A 21,499-nucleotide genomic window follows, 5' to 3' on the forward strand; every position below is an offset into this window, starting at 1 on the left:
TTTTTTCTTTTTGTCCCAGCCTCTTCTTTTAGTGTAATAAACCATCACGCTTAGCAGAGTTGTAATAGCTCATTGCGCCGTTTAAATTATTATAAGCATTTACGACTTCGAGTTGAGTTGCGTAATAATTGTTTACAATTGATTTCGCTTGTTCAATATAGTTATTTATATAGATCCACTCATTTTGTGAAGTCCATTTTGAGTAATAAGGTACATCACTGCCATCGCCATTGTACGAAATTGAAACAAGGTCATTATAGGCTGAAGTGATAAGTGACTCTAAATAAGATTTATCGACATTATAGCCACCATTTGTGCCATACTTATAAGCATTTTTATAAGTTCGAATAGCATTGTTTAAATTATTGGTCGCGTTGGCAATATCAGTTTGAGTCGCATAATAATTATTGACAATTAACTGTGCAGAAGAAACAGCAGATTCGATTGCGTTTCTTTCTGCTTGTGTAGTCCAAGGAGAATTATAAGGTACATTTGATCCGTCCCAAGAAACCGTAACATATTGAACAGAATTAATTAAAGATTGTAGTGAAGCTTTATCGCCATAACCATATTTTGTACCACTCTTCTGAGCAGCTTGGTAGACTGCTAGTGCATTTTTATACTGATTAATGGCATTCTTCACTTGTTCTTGTGAGGCATTTGAATTATTTGCTATGACTCTTGCACTTGCTACAGCAGAATCAAACACTGTGCGGTCTGCTTGTGTTGTCCATTTATCCGTATTTAAAATATCATAGCCGTTTACTGATACTTGTACATATGGTGGGGATGCGATTAGTGTATTGAGTTCTTTTTTATCAATTACAGGGAGCGTTACGGAGACACGACTATCGTCTACTTGTACATTGTTTACAAGATGTCCTGAATCTAAAGCTACTTTAGTACCGCCTTTTACAACGATTTGCTCAATTTTACCCTCACCATAAAGGTTGAAATCTTTCGCCACATCAATTGTAAGCTTTTCTATATTAGACATAGCTTCAAAAGATGCAACTTTACCTACTACATCTACTTTGGAAAGAGTTTGGTCAGAAGATACATTGACTTTCGTACGTTCCAAATTGATGTTTGATGATTTCATATCGATTAAAGTAACGTATAGCCAACTTACTTTTTTCGTTACAATTGGTTTTAGTGTAATTGTTTCATCTACTGCTACTTCATCGAGTGTAACGGCTTTTTTTACTCTGTTTGTAATGATAAGCTGACCATCCACACTAACATCTTGAATCTTTACATAGTCTGCATTTACTGTAAGATCTCCAGAGATTTGTGCGTCACCTCCATCAAAATAGACAGATTTTTTGCTTGTACCTGCTTTGTTTAATATTAATGCGGTAACGTCGGTAATTTGACCATTTTTCACTACAATAGTAGCTCGGGCATTTGTTAAAGCTGTTTTATTTGAAGTATTAAATAGGGGCTTTAATGCCGAATGAATTCTAAATGTACCATTAGATGTTATTACAGTATCTTTTGTAATGTTTTTGATAGTTACGGATTCACCTATCACCTTTTTTGCTGCTGCTACCTGTGTCTCATATAAATTTGATTGAATTTGAGATGATGCGGCATTTGCAGTAGACATTGGTAATACTAGTGTCGCTGTAATAGCCGTGGCCATTAATGTTGATAGCGCTTTATTTTTCATGTAAGTCACTCCAATCATTCTATTTAATAGTTAATATATCATATTCTTCTATAATTTAGAATTCGAAGAGGATGTTTTACTATGAATCTCAATTCAAATAAGTCATTAGTCCTTTGTATTGAAAAATAAATGATTGATGAAGCATCGGTATTTTTCTCTATAATTCTGTAAATTTTCTACTTTATTCGCTAATTATTTTATTGTGATACAATCATCCATCCATTATTATTAGTATAAAAGTGGGGTGTTAGTTATGAAAAAATCAAGAGGAATTGCCTTAAAACTTTCTTCCCTAATAATAGGATTATTTCTTATTTTATTTTTATCCTATACAGTAACAACAGGGATTATTATAAAAAAGCAAAGTGTTGAAGACGCAGAGCATGGAACATTGCAAACAGCTGAATCTTCTGCCGCTATTATGAGTGAACGCTTTAAGAAAGCCAATACGACATTACAAACAACAAAGCGTATCATAGAAAGCCTGGAGAAGAATAATACGTTGTCTACCAAAGGTGTCATAGACATAATGGAAAATAATTTAGCTAACAATAATGACATTCTTGGGGTAGGAGCAATATTTGAGCAAGATTCTATTATTCTAGAACCAACTGAGGCAGCTTTAATAGATACTAAAAAGCGCTTTATGCCTTATTTAAGTAAAAACGGAAATGATATCACGGCTGCTCTAATCGAAGGTATTGATGATAAGAGTGTTTCTGAATGGTATTGGGTACCAAAAGAAGAGAGACGTGCAGTTTTGACGGAGCCCTATGAGTATAATGTAAACGGACAAAGCGTTTTAATGACAACCATTTCGGTGCCATTAATCAATGCTTCTGGAACATTTTTCGGTGTATTGACAGCGGATGTATCGATAGATTTTTTAAATGATTTAACAAAATCGAATGCCCCAGAAGGCGGTTACGCAGCAATTATTACCAATAAAGGTGTGCTAACAGCTAACAGTTTTGGTGAAGAGCTAGTTGGGCGCAATATGCAAGAGGATCCTACTTGGACAAGTATTAGTAAGACAATGGAAAATGGTGAGCTAACAAGTATATACGTTGATTCTAATCAGCTGAAGGAAAAAGCATATAATGTTTTTGCTCCAATGATTTTAGAGGATATTGACGAAACATGGACTGTTCAAGTCGTGCTAGCTGAATCAAAGATTCTAGAGACATATAATCATGTATTTGTATTTACGATTATTGCTTCTATTATTATGGTTGTTTTGATGACAGCAGCAAGTGTGTTATTCATCTATAAACAGTTAAAGCCACTTAAATTTTTACGTGCATCGATTGAAACTGCAGCTGAGGGAGATTTAACACAAAAGGTAGAAGAGAAATATATTAAGTCTGATGAAATTGGTGCAGTGGCGATTGCTTATAATAATATGCTAGATAAAACCAATAGTGCGATTCAATCCGTGCTTAATTCTACGATGTTATTGAACCAATCTTCTAATCAGGTACATGAGGCGTTTAATGAAGTAGTTGCTTCTAGTCAGGAGGTTTCTGTAGCTATCAATGAAATTGCACAAGGAGCTTCGAAGCAATCAGAGGATACAGAAGAAACAAATTATCGAATGATGGATTTATCTGATCAAATTGATGCCATTACGGCTCTTTCCAACGAAATGGATGAGCTATCTCATAAAACAGGTGTAACGACAGAAAAAGGATTGCATGAAGTTGAAAGCTTACGGGAGCGTAATATGGAGACAAATGAGATGAATGGGCGTATCCAGCAGCAAATGGAATCATTGGCCTCTAATATTGCGAATATTAATCAGATTATTGCTTCAATCCAGAGCGTTACCGAGCAGACTAATCTGCTAGCTTTAAACGCAAGTATTGAGGCTGCACGTGCTGGTGAACATGGTAAAGGATTTGCGGTAGTTGCAGAGGAAGTTAGAAAGCTGGCGGAACAATCTAAGAATGAAACAGAAATTATTAAGAGTACAGTAGAAAGCATTCTTGAAAATTCTCAGCAAACGGTTGCAGTCATTGCATCTAATGCAGATTTAATGCACGCTCAAAATGAGTCAGTACAAAGCACGCAACTAGCATTTAAAGATAGCAGTGACTTGTCAGGTTCAATTGCGAATTCTATTAGTGAATTAATGAATAAACTATCTAGTATGTTAGAGCATAAAAATCAGGCAATCATGTCCATCCAAAGTATTTCGGCTATTTCAGAGCAAACAGCAGCTTCTGCAGAACAAGTAAGTGCTTCTGCGATGGATCAACAAGCAGAATTACAAAAAGTAGCAGAGTCTATTCAAAGTATGAACGATATTTCAAATGAGCTACAAGAAGTTGTAAATCGATTTAAGCTTGCTTAAAAGGAAAGGCTGCCTTCAATATAGAGGCAGTCTTTCTTTTATTGTGAAAGTAAGAGAAATTGACCTAAAAAGAATTCAGCACTACTATTAACACTGGAAGGGGGACATTGATATGATGTATCTCGGAATGATTTTCTTTCAAATTGTTGTACCTATTTTAGTGTTACTTGTAATAGGCGCTATACTACAAAAGAAATTTCGCTTTAACTTAAAAGCATTGTCTCAGCTTATTACATATTGCTTTATGCCAGCGGCTGTTTTTGTAAATTTATATGAAACACATGTAGAATTATCTGTTCTGGGAGAAGTCGGATTATTTATTGTGCTCTTTATCGGTAGTCAAATGATACTCAGTCATTTGATGGCGAAAGGGCTAGGTTTAGCCAAAACAGAGGCAGCAGTCTTTAAAAATAGTGTGGTGCTTATTAATTCTGGCAATTACGGTATTCCAGTGGCTCAAATGATTTTTGCTACGCAACCTATTGGCGTAGCCATTCAGGTCATGCTTGTAATCTTTCAAAATATGACTACTTATACATATGGTTTGTACAATTTAATTTCCTCTACGAAGTCGGGTATGACAATCATCAAAGATTTCTTTAAAATGCCCATTATTCATGCACTGATTATAGGCGTTGCTATGAACTATTTTGATATTGGTATACCGCAGTTTATCAAAATACCGGTAGAGCATGTGGCAGATGGATTTATTGCTGTGGCATTAATTACCTTGGGTGCGCAATTGTCACAACTTGAGATCAAATCAATGTTTAATAAAACGGTCTTTGTCAGCTGTTTTACACGATTAATTATTGGACCAGCTGTTGCATTAGTCATTATTTATGTATTGGGATTAGATGGAGTCGTCGCACAATCACTGTTTATAGCCAGTGCCTTTCCAACATCTCGTAATAGTTCTAGTCTAGCATTGGAATATGATGTAGAATCAGCAACAGCCGCGCAAGCTGTTTTATTTTCAACTATTGTGAGCTGTATAACCGTAACAATTGTGATTTATTTTGCAGAAGTATTATTTACCTAGTTAGTTGAAAGATAAAAAATATAACTTCCATCTCTTAGTAATATCTGCTACACTAGCATCAAACTAAATAGTATTAACTAGGGGAGTCTGATGAGTCAGGCTGAGAGAGAAACGCTTAGAGGTTTCTTGACCCTTTGGACCTGATCTGGCTCATACCAGCGTGGGAAAGTTAAGAAGCTATTGCAGAGTATGCAATTAATAGACCTTTACATTCATGGCCGGATCCAAATAATTATTTTGGATTCGGCTTTTATTTATTTGATTGTTGGGGTGAGCTAGATTCGGTCCTTGTATCAAAATACATTTAAGGGAGAGAAGTAGCTCATGTCAGTAGTTAGTGAAAAGAATATTACGATTATGTCCAGCTTTGAAGGAAGCAAAAAAGTGTATTTGGAAGGATCGCGCCCCGATATTTTAGTACCTATGCGTGAAATCGCATTAAGTCCCACAACAGGTAGCTTTGGGGATGAAGAAAATGCACCTATTCGAGTATATGATACGAGTGGGCCCTATACAGATCCAGCCTACCAAGTAGATATTACGAAAGGTTTACCTGCCTTACGAAGTTCATGGATTCAAGAGCGGGGCGATGTAGAAGAATATGAGGGGCGCTCCATTAAACCAGAGGATAATGGTTTTCGTCGTGCAGATGACCCGCGTAATCATGAAAATGTCTTTCCTGAATTAGCAAGAAAGCCTTTACGTGCTAAAAAAGGTAAAAATGTAACACAGCTTCATTATGCGCGAAATGGCATTATAACACCTGAAATGGAGTTCGTAGCCATCCGTGAAAATATGGACCCTGAATTTGTTCGTTCAGAAATTGCAGCAGGGCGAGCTATTATGCCTTCTAATATTAATCACCCTGAGGCAGAGCCAATGATTATTGGCCGTAATTTCCATGTGAAAATCAATGCAAACATTGGGAATTCGGCGGTATCTTCGTCCATTGCAGAAGAAGTTGAGAAAATGACGTGGGCAACTCGATGGGGTGCAGATAACATTATGGATCTTTCAACAGGTAAGCATATTCATACAACGAGAGAATGGATTATTCGAAATGCTGCAGTGCCAGTGGGAACTGTGCCAATTTATCAGGCTTTAGAGAAAGTGAATGGCATAGCAGAGGATTTAACATGGGAGGTATATCGTGATACCCTCATCGAGCAAGCCGAGCAGGGTGTTGATTATTTCACTATTCATGCAGGTGTCCTTTTACGCTATGTACCACTTACGGTAAATCGTGTAACAGGCATTGTATCTCGTGGGGGTTCTATAATGGCACAGTGGTGTTTATATCATCATCAAGAGAATTTCCTTTATACACACTTTGATGAAATCTGTGAAATTATGAAAGCTTATGATGTTGCTTTTTCCTTAGGTGATGGTTTACGTCCAGGCTCAATTGCAGATGCCAATGACGAGGCACAATTTGCAGAGCTTGAAACACTAGGTGAACTAACGCAAATTGCTTGGAAGCATGATGTTCAGGTGATGGTTGAAGGGCCAGGTCATGTACCGATGCATCTCATTAAAGAAAATATGGATAAGCAATTAGAGGTTTGTAAGGAAGCGCCCTTCTATACATTAGGCCCACTAACAACAGATATTGCTCCGGGTTATGATCATATTACCTCAGCCATTGGTGCAGCGATGATTGGCTGGTTTGGTACAGCGATGCTTTGTTATGTGACACCGAAAGAGCATCTTGGCTTACCGAATCGTGAGGACGTTCGCGTGGGCGTTATTACTTATAAAATTGCTGCACATGCTGCTGATTTAGCAAAAGGGCATCCTGGTGCACAACAACGAGACGATGCACTGTCTAAAGCACGTTTTGAATTCCGTTGGCGTGATCAATTCAATCTGTCATTAGATCCAGAACGCGCAGTGGAATATCATGATGAGACACTGCCAGCAGAGGGAGCAAAAACAGCTCACTTTTGTTCTATGTGCGGTCCTAAATTCTGTAGTATGAGAATTTCACAGGATATCCGTAATTATGCTAAAGAAAAGGATTTAAATACTACTGAAGCGATCCATCAAGGTATGAAGGATAAGGCGGAGGAGTTTAAAAAAGCAGGTAGTCAAATTTACCAATAATGAAAGAAAAGGCTTATGTCAAATTATAGACATAGGCCTTTTCTTAATCAAAAAACTCCATGTGAATGATGGATTCACATGGAGTAAAAGTTGGATTTGGATATCAATAATAAGTGGAATATTAAACGTTTGTTGGTTGTTTTACATATGGGTTTGTAAGGTCCATACCTTCTAATGAAAGACCCATCGCTTTTGCAACACCTTCACCATATGCTGGATCAGCTAGATAGCAGTGAAGGATGTGACGACGCTTGATGAATTCTTCAACAGAAGCCATATCATTCGCTGTATTTTCAAATAGGCGTTGTTGCTCTTCCGCAGTCAATAGACGGAATAGTTTACCTGGTTGTTCAAAGTAATTATTATCGTCTTCACGGAAGTCATGAATACCTGCATGACCATCAATGCGTAATTCAGGCTCTTTATGGTCTAAGTTATGCTCCCATTCACCATAGCTATTTGGTTCATAGCCTAATGTTGAACCAAGGTTGCCGTCAAAGCGCATTGCTCCATCGCGGTGGAAAGTACGGAATGGGCATTTTGGTGCGTTGACAGGAAGCATATAGTGGTTTACTCCTAAACGGTAGCGTTGTGCATCCGCATAGGCAAAAATACGACCTTGTAACATTTTATCTGGTGAGAAGCTGATGCCAGGAACAATGTTAGATGGTGCAAATGCAGCTTGTTCCACTTCTGCAAAGTAGTTGTCCGGGTTTTTATTTAACTCAAACTCACCTACAGGAATTAATGGGAAATCTTTTTTATACCATACTTTTGTTAAATCGAATGGGTTGTATGGTAGCTCACGAGCTTGCTCCTCTGTCATAACCTGAATATACATTTTCCATTTAGGGAAATCGCCTTTTTCGATTGCTTCATATAAATCACGTTGTGAAGATTCACGGTCTTGACCAATAATCTCATTCGCCTCGGCACCAGTTAAGTTTTTAATGCCTTGCTCTGTACGGAAGTGGAACTTAACCCAAACGCGCTCATTATCAGCATTGATAAAGCTATACGTATGAGATCCAAAACCGTGCATATTGCGGTAACCAGCTGGAATACCACGGTCAGACATAACAATTGTCACTTGATGAAGTGCTTCAGGTAATGAAGTCCAGAAATCCCAGTTAGAGTTGGCATTTTTCATATTTGTACGTGGGTCACGTTTTACCACGTGGTTTAAATCTGTAAAGTGTAATGGGTCACGGAAGAAGAATACAGGTGTATTATTCCCTACTAAATCCCAGTTCCCTTCTTCTGTATAGAATTTAAGGGCAAAGCCACGAATATCTCGCTCAGCATCTGCTGCGCCACGCTCACCAGCAACTGTAGAGAAACGTGCGAACATTTCTGTTTTCTTGCCAATCTCTGAGAAGATTTTCGCTTTTGTATATTGTGAAATATCATGCGTTACAGTAAAAGTACCAAATGCACCTGAGCCTTTTGCGTGCATACGACGTTCTGGAATTACTTCACGGTTGAAATTTGCTAATTTTTCAACTAACCATACATCTTGAAGTAAAAGAGGGCCGCGTGGACCTGCTGACATAGAGTCATGGTTACTTACTACTGGAGCACCACCTGCTGTTGTAAAACGACGGCTACGATCATTTGCGTTTGTCATATTAGTTTACCTCCTGAAAAAAATGTGAGTCAAACTCTTCATCTATAACTATAACAAATATAAAATAGAATTGCTAGTACATTGTAATAATTATCGTTAAAGAATTTTTATATTTAAGTATAAACTATAAATATATGCGCTAGACATGCGGATTATACATAGTTTTTAACTTTAATTTATCTTTTCAAATCTCAATTTTAAAAACAATTGTAAGGCAAAGTTCAAGATAATGACTTCATCGAACAAATCTTTATTGAAAATAAAATCAACTAAATGAAAATTATTTTAATCAAACTTTTAATTTTTTCTATATCGGTTAGGTGTAATACCAATTTGTTGCTTAAATAATTTTATGAAATAATTTGGATCATCAAAACCGTTTAAATGAGCGATTTCACTAATTGCGAAATCTGTTTCTAGCAGCATTTTTGTGGCATGATGAATTCTTACTTGCTGTAAATAGCGCTGAAATGGCAAGCCTTGCTTCTTTGAAAAAATTGTACTTAAATAATTGGGGCTTATTCCGAGCTTATGAGCGACAAAGGGAAGAGACAATGCGCTATCTTTAAAGTGTTGATCAATTATTTCTAAAGCTAGTTCAACATAATCGGCTCGCTTCTCCATTCGAGCTTCCCTTGCTAATTCAATTAATGTCTGTGTAAAAGAAATAATCCCATTGAGAATCGTATAAAATATAGGATGCTCAATGATTAAGTGAAATAGCTGACGATAGTTTTGTTCGATAACTGCTTTCTCATGTAATTTATATTTCAGCATAAAGCGCCGAATTTGTGCTAAAACACTCGTCAGATGAATACGTAGGTCATCTTGCTCGTAATAGATGCCTTCATTAGAAAGTCGATATAAAAAAGTTTTAACGGCCTCTAAGTTCCCATCTTCCAAACTACTTATTAATAATTGTTGCTCTTCTGGTGTTAGTAAAGGATCAAAGGGCTGTGTTTCAAATTGTTTGCTCGCATAAAAAATATGGCCAAAGCCTTCATAAAAACTTTGATGTAGTGCACGCTTTGTTAATGTATACATATCTTTAATGGTTGTAGGTGTTCCGTCATATATCCCGATATTTAAAGAACTATTACTAATCAATCGCCATTCCTTCATAAGTGTACGTACATCCTTCTCTACAATCTTTATATCATTTGTTTGAAAAAGACATACGATTCTATTAGATAGAGGATAGGTTTTCATATGAAAGTGAATGGGTGTTTGTTGAAGCCAATTGTAAAGCTTACTGAACGTTTCGATATGTTCGGGTTCAATCATTGTAAAATGTATCGTTGTTTCAATTGAGCTAGATTTATTATCTAAAAATAATTGATTATAGAAGGAATCGTTCGTAGTCTCCTGCTCATCTTCCGTAACTTGTGGTGTGCGAAGAGAAATGACTGTGAGTTTTTTCTTTAATAGCTCTAAATCAATAGGCTTCACAAAAAGATGAGCTACCTGTAAATCAATTGCCTTCAACGCATTTTTAAATAATGGCTCTGTTGTCATTGCTAAAATCGCACCGGAAAGTTTTTGTAAATCGCGATAAAGAGCTGCTAAACGATTATTAGGAAATAAATCGATATTTAGCAGTATGGCATCTGGCTCAAATTGCCGAATACTTTGAGGCACCTCTGAAATACTTGTACACATTTCAATGAAAACATCTCCAGGGAAATATGTATGTAAAAACCATTTTATACCTGCTAGGTCGGTAGGATCTCGATCAATTAATAACAGCTTCATACCATCAACCTTTCTTAAAATATTCTAGTTTCATATAAAAGTACGGTTATATTAATAAAAATAACATAGGAATCTGAAAAAAGTCTTGTTTTCTCTTTTAAAATTCTCTATATTCTGAAAAAAGGTTGTTAGTACAATGTAAATAGAGTAATTGACCATCAGCAGAAACCAACTTTTATTATGAAAACGCTTAAAAGAAGTTTAATACTGATGTTTTAGATATTACGAAAAAATGAATGAAGAGAATTTATTTACATAGCCATATAGGGAATAGGGGGATGTCATGTGAAATCAATCATCGAGCTTGATGGCAATACATTAACAAGACAACAAATAGAGGAAATCGTTAAGGGGCAAGCAACAGTTGCTCTTTCTGTTGAGAGTTTAGAACGTATTCGTTTAAGTAGAGAGCGTATTGAAAAACGTTTAGCAGAAGGCCAAACCATTTATGGTGTGAATACAGGGTTTGGTAAACTCAGCAATATAAAAATAGAGGAAGACGATATTGAGCTATTGCAGCTAAATTTATTGCGATCAGATGCAACAGGTGTTGGTGAACCATTCCCAACAGATGTTGTACGTGCAATGATGGTGTTACGTGCCAATGCTTTAGCCAGAGGATTTTCTGGTATTCGTGAGGAAACTGTCCAACTATTATTGAATTTTATTAATAAAGGTGTTCATCCAATTGTTCCGTCACAAGGTTCAGTTGGAGCAAGTGGCGATTTAGCGCCTTTATCACATTTGGCATTAGTGTTAGTGGGAGAAGGTAAGGCAGAGTTTAACGGAGAAATTATGAGTGGTAGTGAGGCGCTAAAGCGAGCAGAGTTAACACCTGTTAGACTGCAAGCTAAAGAGGGGCTGGCACTAGTTAACGGTACACAAGCTATGACTGGTATAGGTGTATTAACGGTCAATGAAGCTGAACGGATTGGGCTTGCAGCGGATATGGCAGCTAGCTTGACATTGGAAGCTTTAAAGGGTATTACCTCAGCATTTGATCCAGCACTTTTAGCAGTAAGACCACATCCAGAATTAGAACTGGTGGGTGGGCGTATTCGTAAGTGGCTTGATGGCAGTAAACGTGTGACAAAGCAAGGTGAAATTCGCATGCAGGATGCTTATTCACTCCGTTGTATTCCACAAGTACATGGTGCTTCTTGGCAGTCATTTTTCTATGCACAGGACCGGGTTCAAACTGAAATGAATGCTACAACTGATAATCCGATTGTGTTAGAAAGCGGGGAGGTATTATCGGGTGGGCATTTCCATGGACAGCCAATAGCCTTAGCAATGGACTTTTTGAAAATAGGTGTATGTGAGTGGGCAAATATTTCAGAGCGCCGTACAGAACGTATGGTAAATCCTCAACTTAATGAAGGGCTACCACCGTTCCTAGCAACAAACCCTGGGATTGAATGTGGGCTTATGATTGCTCAATATACAGCAGCTTCCATTGTCTCAGAAAATAAAGTTTTAGCACATCCTTCTAGTGTAGATTCTATTCCTACATCAGGTAACCAAGAGGATCATGTAAGTATGGGAACAACTTCGGCACGTCAAGTACGTCAGATTGTTCACAACGCTGCACGCGTTATAGCAATCGAATTGATTTGTGCATCACAGGCTATCCATTTAGACAAGGCAGAAGAGCAGTTATCGCCAGCTACAGGTAAATTCTTAAAGAAAGTGCGTGAATTCTGTCCACCATTATTAGCCGATCAACCAATTGGCGATGAAATTGAAGCATTGGCTAAATATTTACTTTCAAGTAATGATTTAGTAAATGAGTATGTGTAAATTTGGTTGAATCCTGATATGAAATAGCAAAAGTTGAGGCATGGCTCGGTTTTCTTCCGAGTAGCCTCTGCTTAGAAATTATTTAAATATGCAAGTCTGAATATTCGGTATTTTTTAAAGCTGTATCACTCACATTACTTTCAATAGGAAAAGGAGCGTGTTTTTAATGGTATTTAAGACAGACATTCGTGCACCACGTGGAAATGAGCTAACTTGTAAGGGATGGACACAGGAAGCAGCAATGCGTATGTTAATGAACAATCTTGACCCAGAGGTGGCAGAGAACCCAGATGAACTGATTGTTTACGGTGGTATTGGTAAGGCTGCTCGTAACTGGGAAAGCTATGAACAAATTATTGCTTCTTTAAAAGAATTAGAGAATGATGAGACACTATTAATCCAATCTGGAAAGCCAGTAGCTGTATTCCGTACACATGAGCATTCTCCTCGTGTGCTGATTGCCAATTCAAACCTTGTACCAGCATGGGCAAATTGGGATCACTTTTACGAATTAGAGGAAAGAAATTTAATGATGTATGGTCAAATGACTGCTGGGAGCTGGATTTATATTGGAGCTCAAGGTATTTTACAAGGCACTTACCTGTCCTTCGTAGAAGCAGGGAAAAAGGTATTTGGTACTGCGGATTTACGTGGTAAATTCATCCTTACAGGTGGCATGGGTGGTATGAGTGGTGCACAGCCATTAGCAGGGAAAATGGCTGGTGCTGTAATCTTAGTTGTTGAAGTGGATCGTGCTCGCATTGAGCGCAAAATTAAAGAAGGCTACTGTGATTATATTGTAGAAACTGTAGATGAAGCCATTGCCTTAGTCAATAAATTACGTGACCAAAAAGAGCCGGCATCCATTGGTCTTGTTGGGAACTGTGCGGACGTTAATCGTGAGCTGTTGAACCGAGGAATTATTCCAGATTTTGTGACAGACCAAACATCTGCACATGATCCGATTAATGGCTATGTACCAAATGGTATGACCTTGGAAGAAGCGCTAAAACTTCGTAAAGAGGATGTAAAAACATATGAGCGTAAAGCAAAAGAAACAATGGCAGAGCATGTTCGTACAATGCTAGAGTTTCAAGAGGCGGGCGCAGAAGTATTTGATTATGGGAATAATATTCGCGCCTATGCCAAAGAAATGGGTGTGACAAATGCCTTTGATTTCCCAGGCTTTGTACCAGCCTATATTCGTCCGTTATTCTGTGAAGGAAAGGGCCCATTCCGTTGGGCGGCGCTTTCAGGAAACCCTGAGGATATTTATAAAACAGATGCACTGGCGAAAGAGATGTTTGCTGAAGATGAGGGTCTAGTCAATTGGATTGATATGGCACAAAAAATGGTGAAATGGCAAGGGTTACCTGCACGAATTTGCTGGCTAGGGTATGGTGATCGTCATCGTTTTGCATTAAAGGTAAATGAAATGGTTGCAAATGGTGAATTATCAGCACCGATTGTCTTTGGTCGTGATCACTTAGATTCAGGTTCTGTAGCATCACCAAATCGTGAAACAGAAGGAATGCTAGATGGTTCGGATGCGGTATCGGATTGGCCAATTTTAAATGCTCTTGTTAATACTGCGAGTGGTGCAAGCTGGGTAAGTGTACACCATGGTGGTGGTGTAGGAATGGGTTATTCACAACATGCAGGTCAAGTATTAGTAGCAGATGGATCAGAGCTTGCTGCCGAAAAAATTGCCCGTGTATTAGTTTCGGACCCTGGAATGGGTGTTGCTCGTCATGCTGATGCAGGCTATGATATTGCCATTCATACTGCGAAAAACAAAGGTGTCCATATACCAATGTTAAAGGGTGATGTGAAGTGACCATTCTAATAAAAAATGCCAATGAAGTAGTTACCTTAAAAAGTAATGCACAAGGGCCACGTACAAAAGAACAAATGCAGGAAATTGCAGTAATAGAAAATGGTAGTGTTCTTATTGAGGAAGAGCGGATTGTAGCAGTTGGAGCTTATGAACAATTAGAAGCCGACTTCCCAGAATTAATAAAGAAAGCAGAAACGATTGATGCTACTGGTAAGATTGTTATGCCTGGCTTAGTGGATTGTCATACACATTTAGTGCACGGTGGAACACGCGAGCAAGAGTTTAATATGAGACTAAATGGTTCTACCTATATGGAAATCATGAATGCAGGTGGCGGGATTCATGCTACAACAAAGCGTACACGAGAAACAAGCTTTGATGAATTATATGAAAAGACGATGCAGCATTTAGATGTATTTTTAAAGCATGGTGTAACAACAGTTGAAGCAAAATCTGGCTATGGCTTGGACTGGGAAACGGAAAAGAAACAGCTAGAGGTCACAAAAGAATTACAAGCTACACACAATATTGATGTCATTAGCACGTTTATGGGAGCCCATGCAGTTCCTCGTGATTATAAGGGGCGTGAGGATGAATTTGTGGATGTTGTGATCCATGATATGCTACCAAAAGTGGCAGAGTTAGAGTTGGCTGAATTTAATGATGTATTTTGTGAAAAAGGCGTCTTTACACCAGAACAATCTCAACGCATTTTAGAGGCTGGAAAAGCACTTGGCTTAACACCAAAAATACATGCGGATGAAATCGAGCCATATCAAGGTGCAGAGCTTGCTGCGGAAGTAGGAGCCATTTCGGCAGAGCATTTGTTAGTTGCTTCTGATGAGGGAATTCGAAAAATGGCTGAAGCGGGTACAATTGCTGTATTGCTGCCAGGGACTGCATTCTTTTTACGTGCACCTTTCGCAAGAGGGCGTCTAATGATTGACGAAGGAGTACCTGTAGCGATATCAACAGACTTTAACCCTGGATCATCCCCAACAATGAGTCTACCCTTTATTATGAATCTAGCTTGCATGCATATGGGTATGACATTGGAGGAAGTATTAACGGCAACAACGATTAATGCGGCATATGCACTAAATCGAGGCGAGCAAATTGGTTCCCTTGAAGCACATAAAAAAGCAGACGTACTTATCCTTGATGTTGCGAATTACAAGCAGCTGCAATACTTCTACGGCATGAACCATACACATACAGTAATCAAAAATGGGCAAGTTGTTGTACAAAACGGAATTCTACTGAAAGATCAATAATAATAATGGGCATAAATAAGGCGGAGATGCTTTATTTATGCTTTTTTTATAAATAAGTTGCAAATGTTTTGTTGAAAGATTATAATTTTGATAAATAGTAATTTAGGAATTACAAATTACTTAAACCTTGTAATTATTAAAGGGGTTATACAATGACAAAATTCCGTACCGAAGAAGAAGTGCTTGCACATTATGATTCTTCAAAATATCAAACACCTGATGGATATACAGCAGATATTGCCATTTTTACAATTACTTCAGAGAAAACAGAGGAAAAGGCACCGCCAAACATGACGTTAAAGATTATGTTAATTAAACGTGCTACTAAGGATACAGCTGGAAATCCCAATATTGAAGGAGGGAAATGGGCACTCCCAGGAGGCTTTGTAGATGCCAATCAAAAAGAAACGGCCTATATTGCAGCAAAGAGAGAATTAAAAGAAGAAACAAATGTAGAAGGTTTACATGTTCAACATTTTGGTGTTTACGATGAAATCGATCGAGACCCACGCGGTTGGATGATTTCGAATGCGTTTTATGCCATTGTTCCTGAGGCATATATTGAGCAACGCAAAGCGAATGATGATGCAGATGATGTAGAACTGTTTGACATAGAAAGTGTATTTACACTTCCATTAGCTTTTGATCACCGAAAAATCATTTCTGATGCGTTGCATTTTATTAAAAGGGATATGATACAAACAACTGTTGCCAAAAACTTTTTACCACAAGCGTTTACTTTATCTGAATTACAGCGGGTGCTCCTGACGGTTGGAGAAGATCCCCGGATATCAAATGATTCAGTATTTTTTACAAAAGCACCTAAATTACCTTTTATCGAAAAAGTGTTGGATGAGGAAGGTAACCCAAAGAAAACCAAGCGAAATTCATTTAGGCCTTCACAACTTTATACATTCAATGATTTTGAAATCGTGGAGTCCATATATCATTAGGAAAGAGACATCTTTCCTGATTGCTTTAAATAAAGTAATTTGTAATTTTAGTATTACTAATTAATAAATTGGAGTGATAATACGATGATGAAAAAACGCGCATTAATTAATATTGATTATACAGTGGATTTTGTTGCGACAGATGGAGCTCTTACTTGTGGAGAGCCTGGGCAGCTGCTCGAACATGCAAATGTTGATTTAACAAAGGAATTTATCAAGAGTGGTGATTTTACAGTATTTGCAATCGATGTTCATGAACAAGGGGATGTATACCACCCAGAAACCAAGCTATTCCCACCACATAATATTCGAAATACAAAGGGGAGAGATTTGTATGGTGCATTAAAACCATTATATGAAGCAAATAAAGAGCAAGATCACGTCTATTACATTGATAAAACGCGTTATTCTGCTTTTGCAGGAACAGATTTAGAATTGAAATTACGTGAAAGAGGAATTACTGAGCTTCACTTAATCGGTGTTTGTACAGATATCTGTGTTCTTCATACAGCAGTAGATGCTTATAATAAAGGGTTCGATATCGTCATTCATAAAAATGCTGTCGCCTCCTTTAATCAAACAGGACATGAGTGGGCATTGAATCATTTCGAGCATACACTAGGTGCTACTGTTATTTGACATGAATGGAGGGGAAAATATGAAATATGCGGATGATAGCTTCATGTTACACACAGATTTATATCAAATTAATATGGTGCAAACTTATTGGCAAGATGATGTTCATCAACGTCAAGCTGTTTTTGAGCTATATTTTAGAAAACTTCCATTTGGCAATGGTTATGCGGTATTTGCTGGCTTAAAAAAGGTTATTGATTTTATAAATAACTTTGGGTTCTCTCAAAGTGATATTCAATATTTGCGAGAAGAGGGGCAGTATCCAGAGGATTTTCTTCAATACCTTCAAGAGCTTAAGTTTACAGGGAGCATTAAGGGGATGAGAGAAGGAGAACTTGTTTTTGCCAACGAGCCTATCCTACGAATAGAAGCCCCATTAGCAGAAGCCCAATTAATTGAAACGCCCTTGTTAAATATCGTGAACTACCAAACGCTGATCGCGACAAAGGCTTCACGTATCAAACAAGTGACAGGTGAGGATATTGTAATGGAATTTGGTACCAGACGCGCACACGAATTTGATGCTGCTATTTGGGGAACTCGTGCTGCTTATATAGGCGGACTCTCCTCAACAAGCAATGTAAGAGCAGGGAAATTATTCGGCATTCCTGTGTCAGGAACACATGCCCATGCGATGATTCAAACCTATCGAGATGAGTATACTGCGTTTAAAAAATACGCAGCAGCACATAAAGACTGTGTTTTCTTAGTAGATACTTATGACACACTACGTTCTGGCGTTCCTAATGCTATCCGTGTAGCGAAGGAGCTAGGAAATCAAATTAATTTTATTGGTATCCGTTTAGACAGTGGCGATTTAGCCTATCTTTCAAAACAGGCAAGAAAAATGCTAGATGCTGCAGGATTTACAGCAGCTAAAATTATGGCTTCGAATGATTTAGACGAGTATACAATCATGCATTTAAAGTCGCAAGGGGCGCAAATTGATGCTTGGGGAATCGGAACTAAGCTGATTACAGCCTATGACCAAGCAGCTCTTGGTGGAGTATACAAATTAGTTTCGATAGAAAACGAAAGTGGAGAAATGGTAGATACCATTAAAATTTCAGCAAATCCTGAGAAAGTAACTACCCCAGGGCGTAAACGTGTTTACCGTATTATTAATACAGAGAATGGTCATGCTGAAGGAGATTATATTGCATTAGATAGTGAAAACATACAGCAAGAAGGAAGATTGAAAATGTTCCACCCTATTCATACGTATATTAGTAAATTTGTTACGAATTTTACGGCAAAAGAGTTACATGAAAGCATCGTAGAAAACGGAAATCTTGTTTATGAGGAGCCAACTATTCAAGAAACACAAAAATATGTAAAGGAAAATTTACATTTACTGTGGTGTGAATACAAACGAACAATGAATCCTGAAGAATATCCTGTCGATTTAAGTCAAGCATGTTGGGACAATAAAATGGCAAGCATACAATCAATAAAAGAAAAGGTTTCACAAGGAATCAATTCGAAATTTTAAAAGTAGCTGGTAGGAGGTAGAGACGATGGCGAGAATAGGCATTTATGGTTCATCATTTGATCCTATTACCAATGTTCATCTTTGGACAGCAAGCACTGTCGCGCACCGTTGTAAGTTAGATAAAGTTATTTTTTTGCCTTGTTCAAATAAACGCAAAGATAAAACCATCAAAACAGCCGATACACATCGTTGGAATATGCTTCAGTTAGCCATTGCTAAAGACGATCGTTTTATAGCAGATTCCTATGAGATGGATCAAGAAGGCTGGAATATCTACACATATGACACCATGAAATACTTTAGAGAAAAGAACCCAGAGGATGAGGTACATTTTATAATGGGTGCTGATTTACTAGTGGATATTGGTGCAGGGTTATGGAGAAAGGGCGACGCATTAGTAGCGGAAAATAAATTTATTGTAATGGCAAGACATGGCATCGATATGCTATCTACCATTAGTCGTTCCCCTATTTTAAGAAATAATGATGATGGAAGATTCCATCTTATAGATAAAGGGCTAGCGATGGAAATTAGCTCTACCTATATTCGTGAAGAATTTGCTATGGGGGGAGAACCGAGATACCTCTTGCCTACTGCTTGTTACAACTATATTAAAGAGCATCACCTTTATCTAAAATAATGAAAGAAAGTTTAAAAGTGTGGTTACGTGCCACACTTTTTTAATTTTGAAAAGATGGTGAATTTTATCATATGTGGCTCAGGGTAAGCTATAATAAACATAGCAATGGAATATAATTTTTTCGTCGTTAATAATTATTAATGATTAATGTTAGAAAGGAATTCATGAGTGTGCAGCTTACATTAACATTTCTTATTTTAGGAGCAACAATTTTCACATTTGTGACCAATAAAATACGAGCAGATCTTGTAGCCATTGTGTCACTTTTAGCTTTTGTCATTATGGATATTCTAACGCCAACAGAGGCATTAGCTGGCTTTTCAAACTCTGTAGTTTTAATGATTGCAGGGCTATTTGTCGTAGGTGCAGGAATTTTACGTACTGGCCTGGCAGGAATGGCAGGGCAACTTTTGCTTAAATGGTCGGGCAATAGTGAGCTGAAGCTATTTGTGCTACTACTTATTATTGTAGGATCTGTTGGTGCTTTTATGAGTAATACAGGTACTGTAGCATTAATGATGCCGATCGTTGTAAGTATAGCGATTAGTATGAAAGTTAGTCCTTCAAAATTTCTACTACCACTCTCCTATGTAGCAAGTCTTTCAGGTCTAATGACACTGATTGCATCACCAACTAATTTAATTGTCAGTCAGTTATTGGTTGATCGAGGCTATAACAAGCTTGGTTTTTTTGAAGTGACCCCTATCGGTATTGTGGGGATGATTGCAGGCATTACCTATTTAGTGCTTGTAAGGAATGTTCTATTACCAAAGGATCAAAACCGTACACAAACTAATGAAGGGTATAAACTTTCACCAAAGAAAATTATTAAGCAATATGACTTAAATAATCGTCTATTTAAAATCTCTGTTCCTGATGAGTCACCTATTATTGAAACCTCTTTAGCAGAATTAAAACTGCCAGCTAAGTATATGCTCTGTATGATGAAAATTCATCGTAAATCACAGGAGGGTATTAATTTACTACCGATGACTTATCAAGAAATGGCAGGCCCAACTAGTGTCATTCATGCTAAGGACGAGCTATACGTTCAAGGAGAGGTAGAGGATATTCGTCGTTTTGTTGAGGATTATCATCTTGAGATGCAAGGATTAGTAGAAGGGGAAGCCGATGAACTGGTATCGAAGCATCTTGGCATTGCGGAGGTATTGCTCACACCCAATTCGAGCTTTATCAATGAAACGGTTAGCTCTCTCGGATTCCGAGAAAAATATAATTTAAATATCATTGGCATTAATCGCAAGGGTGGATATAAGCTTCAGGATATGGTGTCTCACAAATTAAAATTTGGAGATGCAATATTAGTTCAGGGAGCATGGGATGAAATTCTTTTATTAGCAAGAGAAACTCAGGATGTCGTGGTTGTCGGGCAGCCGAAAGAACATGCAAGTGTAGCAGCAGCTACAGGCAAAGCTGGAATTGCAGGGATTATTATGTTGTTCATGATTATTTTGATGGCATTTGAAATTTTCCCTGCTGTAATTTCTGTAATGATTGGTGCCGTACTTATGATTTTAACAGGCTGCTTGAGAAACATGGAAGATGCCTATAGTAATATGAATTTTGAAAGTATTGTGCTAGTGGCTGCCATGTTGCCAATGGCGACAGCGTTAGAAAAAACAGGAGGCATGACCATTTTATCCGATGGTATTATTAATGCCTTAGGTGATTTCGGACCATATGGCGTGCTTATAGGCGTTTATATTTTGACAGCCATTTTCGGTCAATTTATTAGTAATACGGCAACTGCTGTATTGTTTGCACCGATTGCCATGAGTGCTGCCATTGCAATGGAGGTTAGTCCCACAACATTTATGATTGCAGTAGCAGTCGCAGCAAGTATGGCGTTTGCTACGCCAATTGCTTCCCCTACTAATGCATTGGTAATGACGGCAGGGGGCTACAAATTTATGGATTTTGTAAGAATAGGGGTACCATTACAAATTGTTATGTTTATTGTCATGATGATCGCCATCCCATTCTTTTTCCCATTTTAAAAACTCGGTTTCTCTACCGAGTTTTTTGTTTTATAAAAAGATCTATTATTTTTTTGTAGGAAATTATGATAAAATTATTTTTTAGTTAGCGGTATAACATTGAACTAGCTTATGGAGTAGATTTTTTTAATCATCCTTTTTGCAGTTGTTAATATAGGAAGTTTTTCTTTGATAATAAAAAAGTTAAATTTTTTTCTTGAAAAGTGTTGACCTTTTTAAAATAAGGGTGTAGTATTATACAAGTCGCCAGGGTGACACGCTAAAACAAAGCAAAACATGAACCTTGAAAACTGAACAAGC

At 37.6% G+C, this 21,499-nt stretch carries 14 protein-coding genes and 1 riboswitch; of the genes, 11 read left to right on the top strand and 3 right to left on the bottom strand.

Annotation, left to right across the window (positions count from 1 at the left end):
* Positions 1-28: 28 nt before the first annotated feature.
* Complete coding sequence (locus MHB65_RS01190; protein WP_342442231.1) at positions 29-1,672, bottom strand: S-layer protein; 1,644 nt, start codon at positions 1,670-1,672, stop codon at positions 29-31.
* A gap of 253 nt (positions 1,673-1,925) precedes the next feature.
* Between MHB65_RS01190 and MHB65_RS01195 the strand changes: the two genes are divergently transcribed.
* The 3 genes from MHB65_RS01195 to thiC all read left to right on the top strand — a co-directional run bounded on the left by MHB65_RS01195 (position 1,926) and on the right by thiC (position 7,170).
* A complete protein-coding gene (locus tag MHB65_RS01195; protein ID WP_342442232.1) occupies positions 1,926-4,025 on the top strand; it encodes a methyl-accepting chemotaxis protein in 2,100 nt (699 codons plus the stop codon).
* A 112-nt stretch (positions 4,026-4,137) separates the two neighbouring features.
* The gene (locus tag MHB65_RS01200; RefSeq protein ID WP_342442233.1) at positions 4,138-5,067 is read left to right on the top strand and encodes an AEC family transporter; all 930 of its coding nucleotides are present in this window, start codon (positions 4,138-4,140) and stop codon (positions 5,065-5,067) included.
* Between the two features lie 69 nt (positions 5,068-5,136).
* A riboswitch (TPP riboswitch) is annotated at positions 5,137-5,251 on the top strand.
* Positions 5,252-5,391: 140 nt separating this feature from the next.
* Positions 5,392-7,170 (top strand): phosphomethylpyrimidine synthase ThiC, encoded by a 1,779-nt coding sequence (gene thiC / locus MHB65_RS01205; protein ID WP_342442234.1) that lies wholly within the window; start codon positions 5,392-5,394, stop codon positions 7,168-7,170.
* Between the two features lie 121 nt (positions 7,171-7,291).
* Here thiC and MHB65_RS01210 read toward each other — a convergent pair whose 3' ends face one another.
* The gene (locus MHB65_RS01210) at positions 7,292-8,797 is read right to left on the bottom strand and encodes a catalase (protein ID WP_342442235.1); all 1,506 of its coding nucleotides are present in this window, start codon (positions 8,795-8,797) and stop codon (positions 7,292-7,294) included.
* A gap of 297 nt (positions 8,798-9,094) precedes the next feature.
* The gene (locus MHB65_RS01215; RefSeq protein WP_342442236.1) at positions 9,095-10,549 is read right to left on the bottom strand and encodes a helix-turn-helix domain-containing protein; all 1,455 of its coding nucleotides are present in this window, start codon (positions 10,547-10,549) and stop codon (positions 9,095-9,097) included.
* 285 nt (positions 10,550-10,834) lie between these two features.
* Between MHB65_RS01215 and hutH the strand changes: the two genes are divergently transcribed.
* The 8 genes from hutH to MHB65_RS01255 all read left to right on the top strand — a co-directional run bounded on the left by hutH (position 10,835) and on the right by MHB65_RS01255 (position 21,199).
* Complete coding sequence (hutH, locus tag MHB65_RS01220) at positions 10,835-12,349, top strand: histidine ammonia-lyase (protein WP_342442237.1); 1,515 nt, start codon at positions 10,835-10,837, stop codon at positions 12,347-12,349.
* A 166-nt stretch (positions 12,350-12,515) separates the two neighbouring features.
* On the top strand, positions 12,516-14,186 hold the full coding sequence (hutU, locus tag MHB65_RS01225; protein ID WP_342442238.1) for a urocanate hydratase: 1,671 nt from the start codon (positions 12,516-12,518) through the stop codon (positions 14,184-14,186).
* The gene (gene hutI, locus MHB65_RS01230) at positions 14,183-15,460 is read left to right on the top strand and encodes an imidazolonepropionase (protein ID WP_342442239.1); all 1,278 of its coding nucleotides are present in this window, start codon (positions 14,183-14,185) and stop codon (positions 15,458-15,460) included. The genes hutU and hutI overlap by 4 nt, the downstream gene beginning before the upstream one ends.
* A 152-nt stretch (positions 15,461-15,612) precedes the next feature.
* Positions 15,613-16,413, top strand: a complete 801-nt coding sequence (locus MHB65_RS01235; RefSeq protein WP_205446494.1) for an NUDIX domain-containing protein — start codon at positions 15,613-15,615, stop codon at positions 16,411-16,413.
* Between the two features lie 84 nt (positions 16,414-16,497).
* On the top strand, positions 16,498-17,052 hold the full coding sequence (locus tag MHB65_RS01240; protein ID WP_205446495.1) for an isochorismatase family cysteine hydrolase: 555 nt from the start codon (positions 16,498-16,500) through the stop codon (positions 17,050-17,052).
* Positions 17,053-17,071: 19 nt separating this feature from the next.
* Positions 17,072-18,541, top strand: a complete 1,470-nt coding sequence (locus MHB65_RS01245; protein ID WP_342442240.1) for a nicotinate phosphoribosyltransferase — start codon at positions 17,072-17,074, stop codon at positions 18,539-18,541.
* Between the two features lie 25 nt (positions 18,542-18,566).
* Positions 18,567-19,181 carry a nicotinate-nucleotide adenylyltransferase gene (gene nadD, locus MHB65_RS01250; protein WP_205446497.1) on the top strand — a complete coding sequence of 205 codons (615 nt, stop codon included), beginning with the start codon at positions 18,567-18,569 and terminating at the stop codon, positions 19,179-19,181.
* A 164-nt stretch (positions 19,182-19,345) separates the two neighbouring features.
* Complete coding sequence (locus MHB65_RS01255) at positions 19,346-21,199, top strand: SLC13 family permease (protein ID WP_205446498.1); 1,854 nt, start codon at positions 19,346-19,348, stop codon at positions 21,197-21,199.
* Positions 21,200-21,499: the final 300 nt, after the last annotated feature.

This window comes from Lysinibacillus sp. FSL K6-0075, assembly GCF_038592945.1.
Lineage (GTDB): Bacteria > Bacillota > Bacilli > Bacillales_A > Planococcaceae > Lysinibacillus > Lysinibacillus fusiformis_F.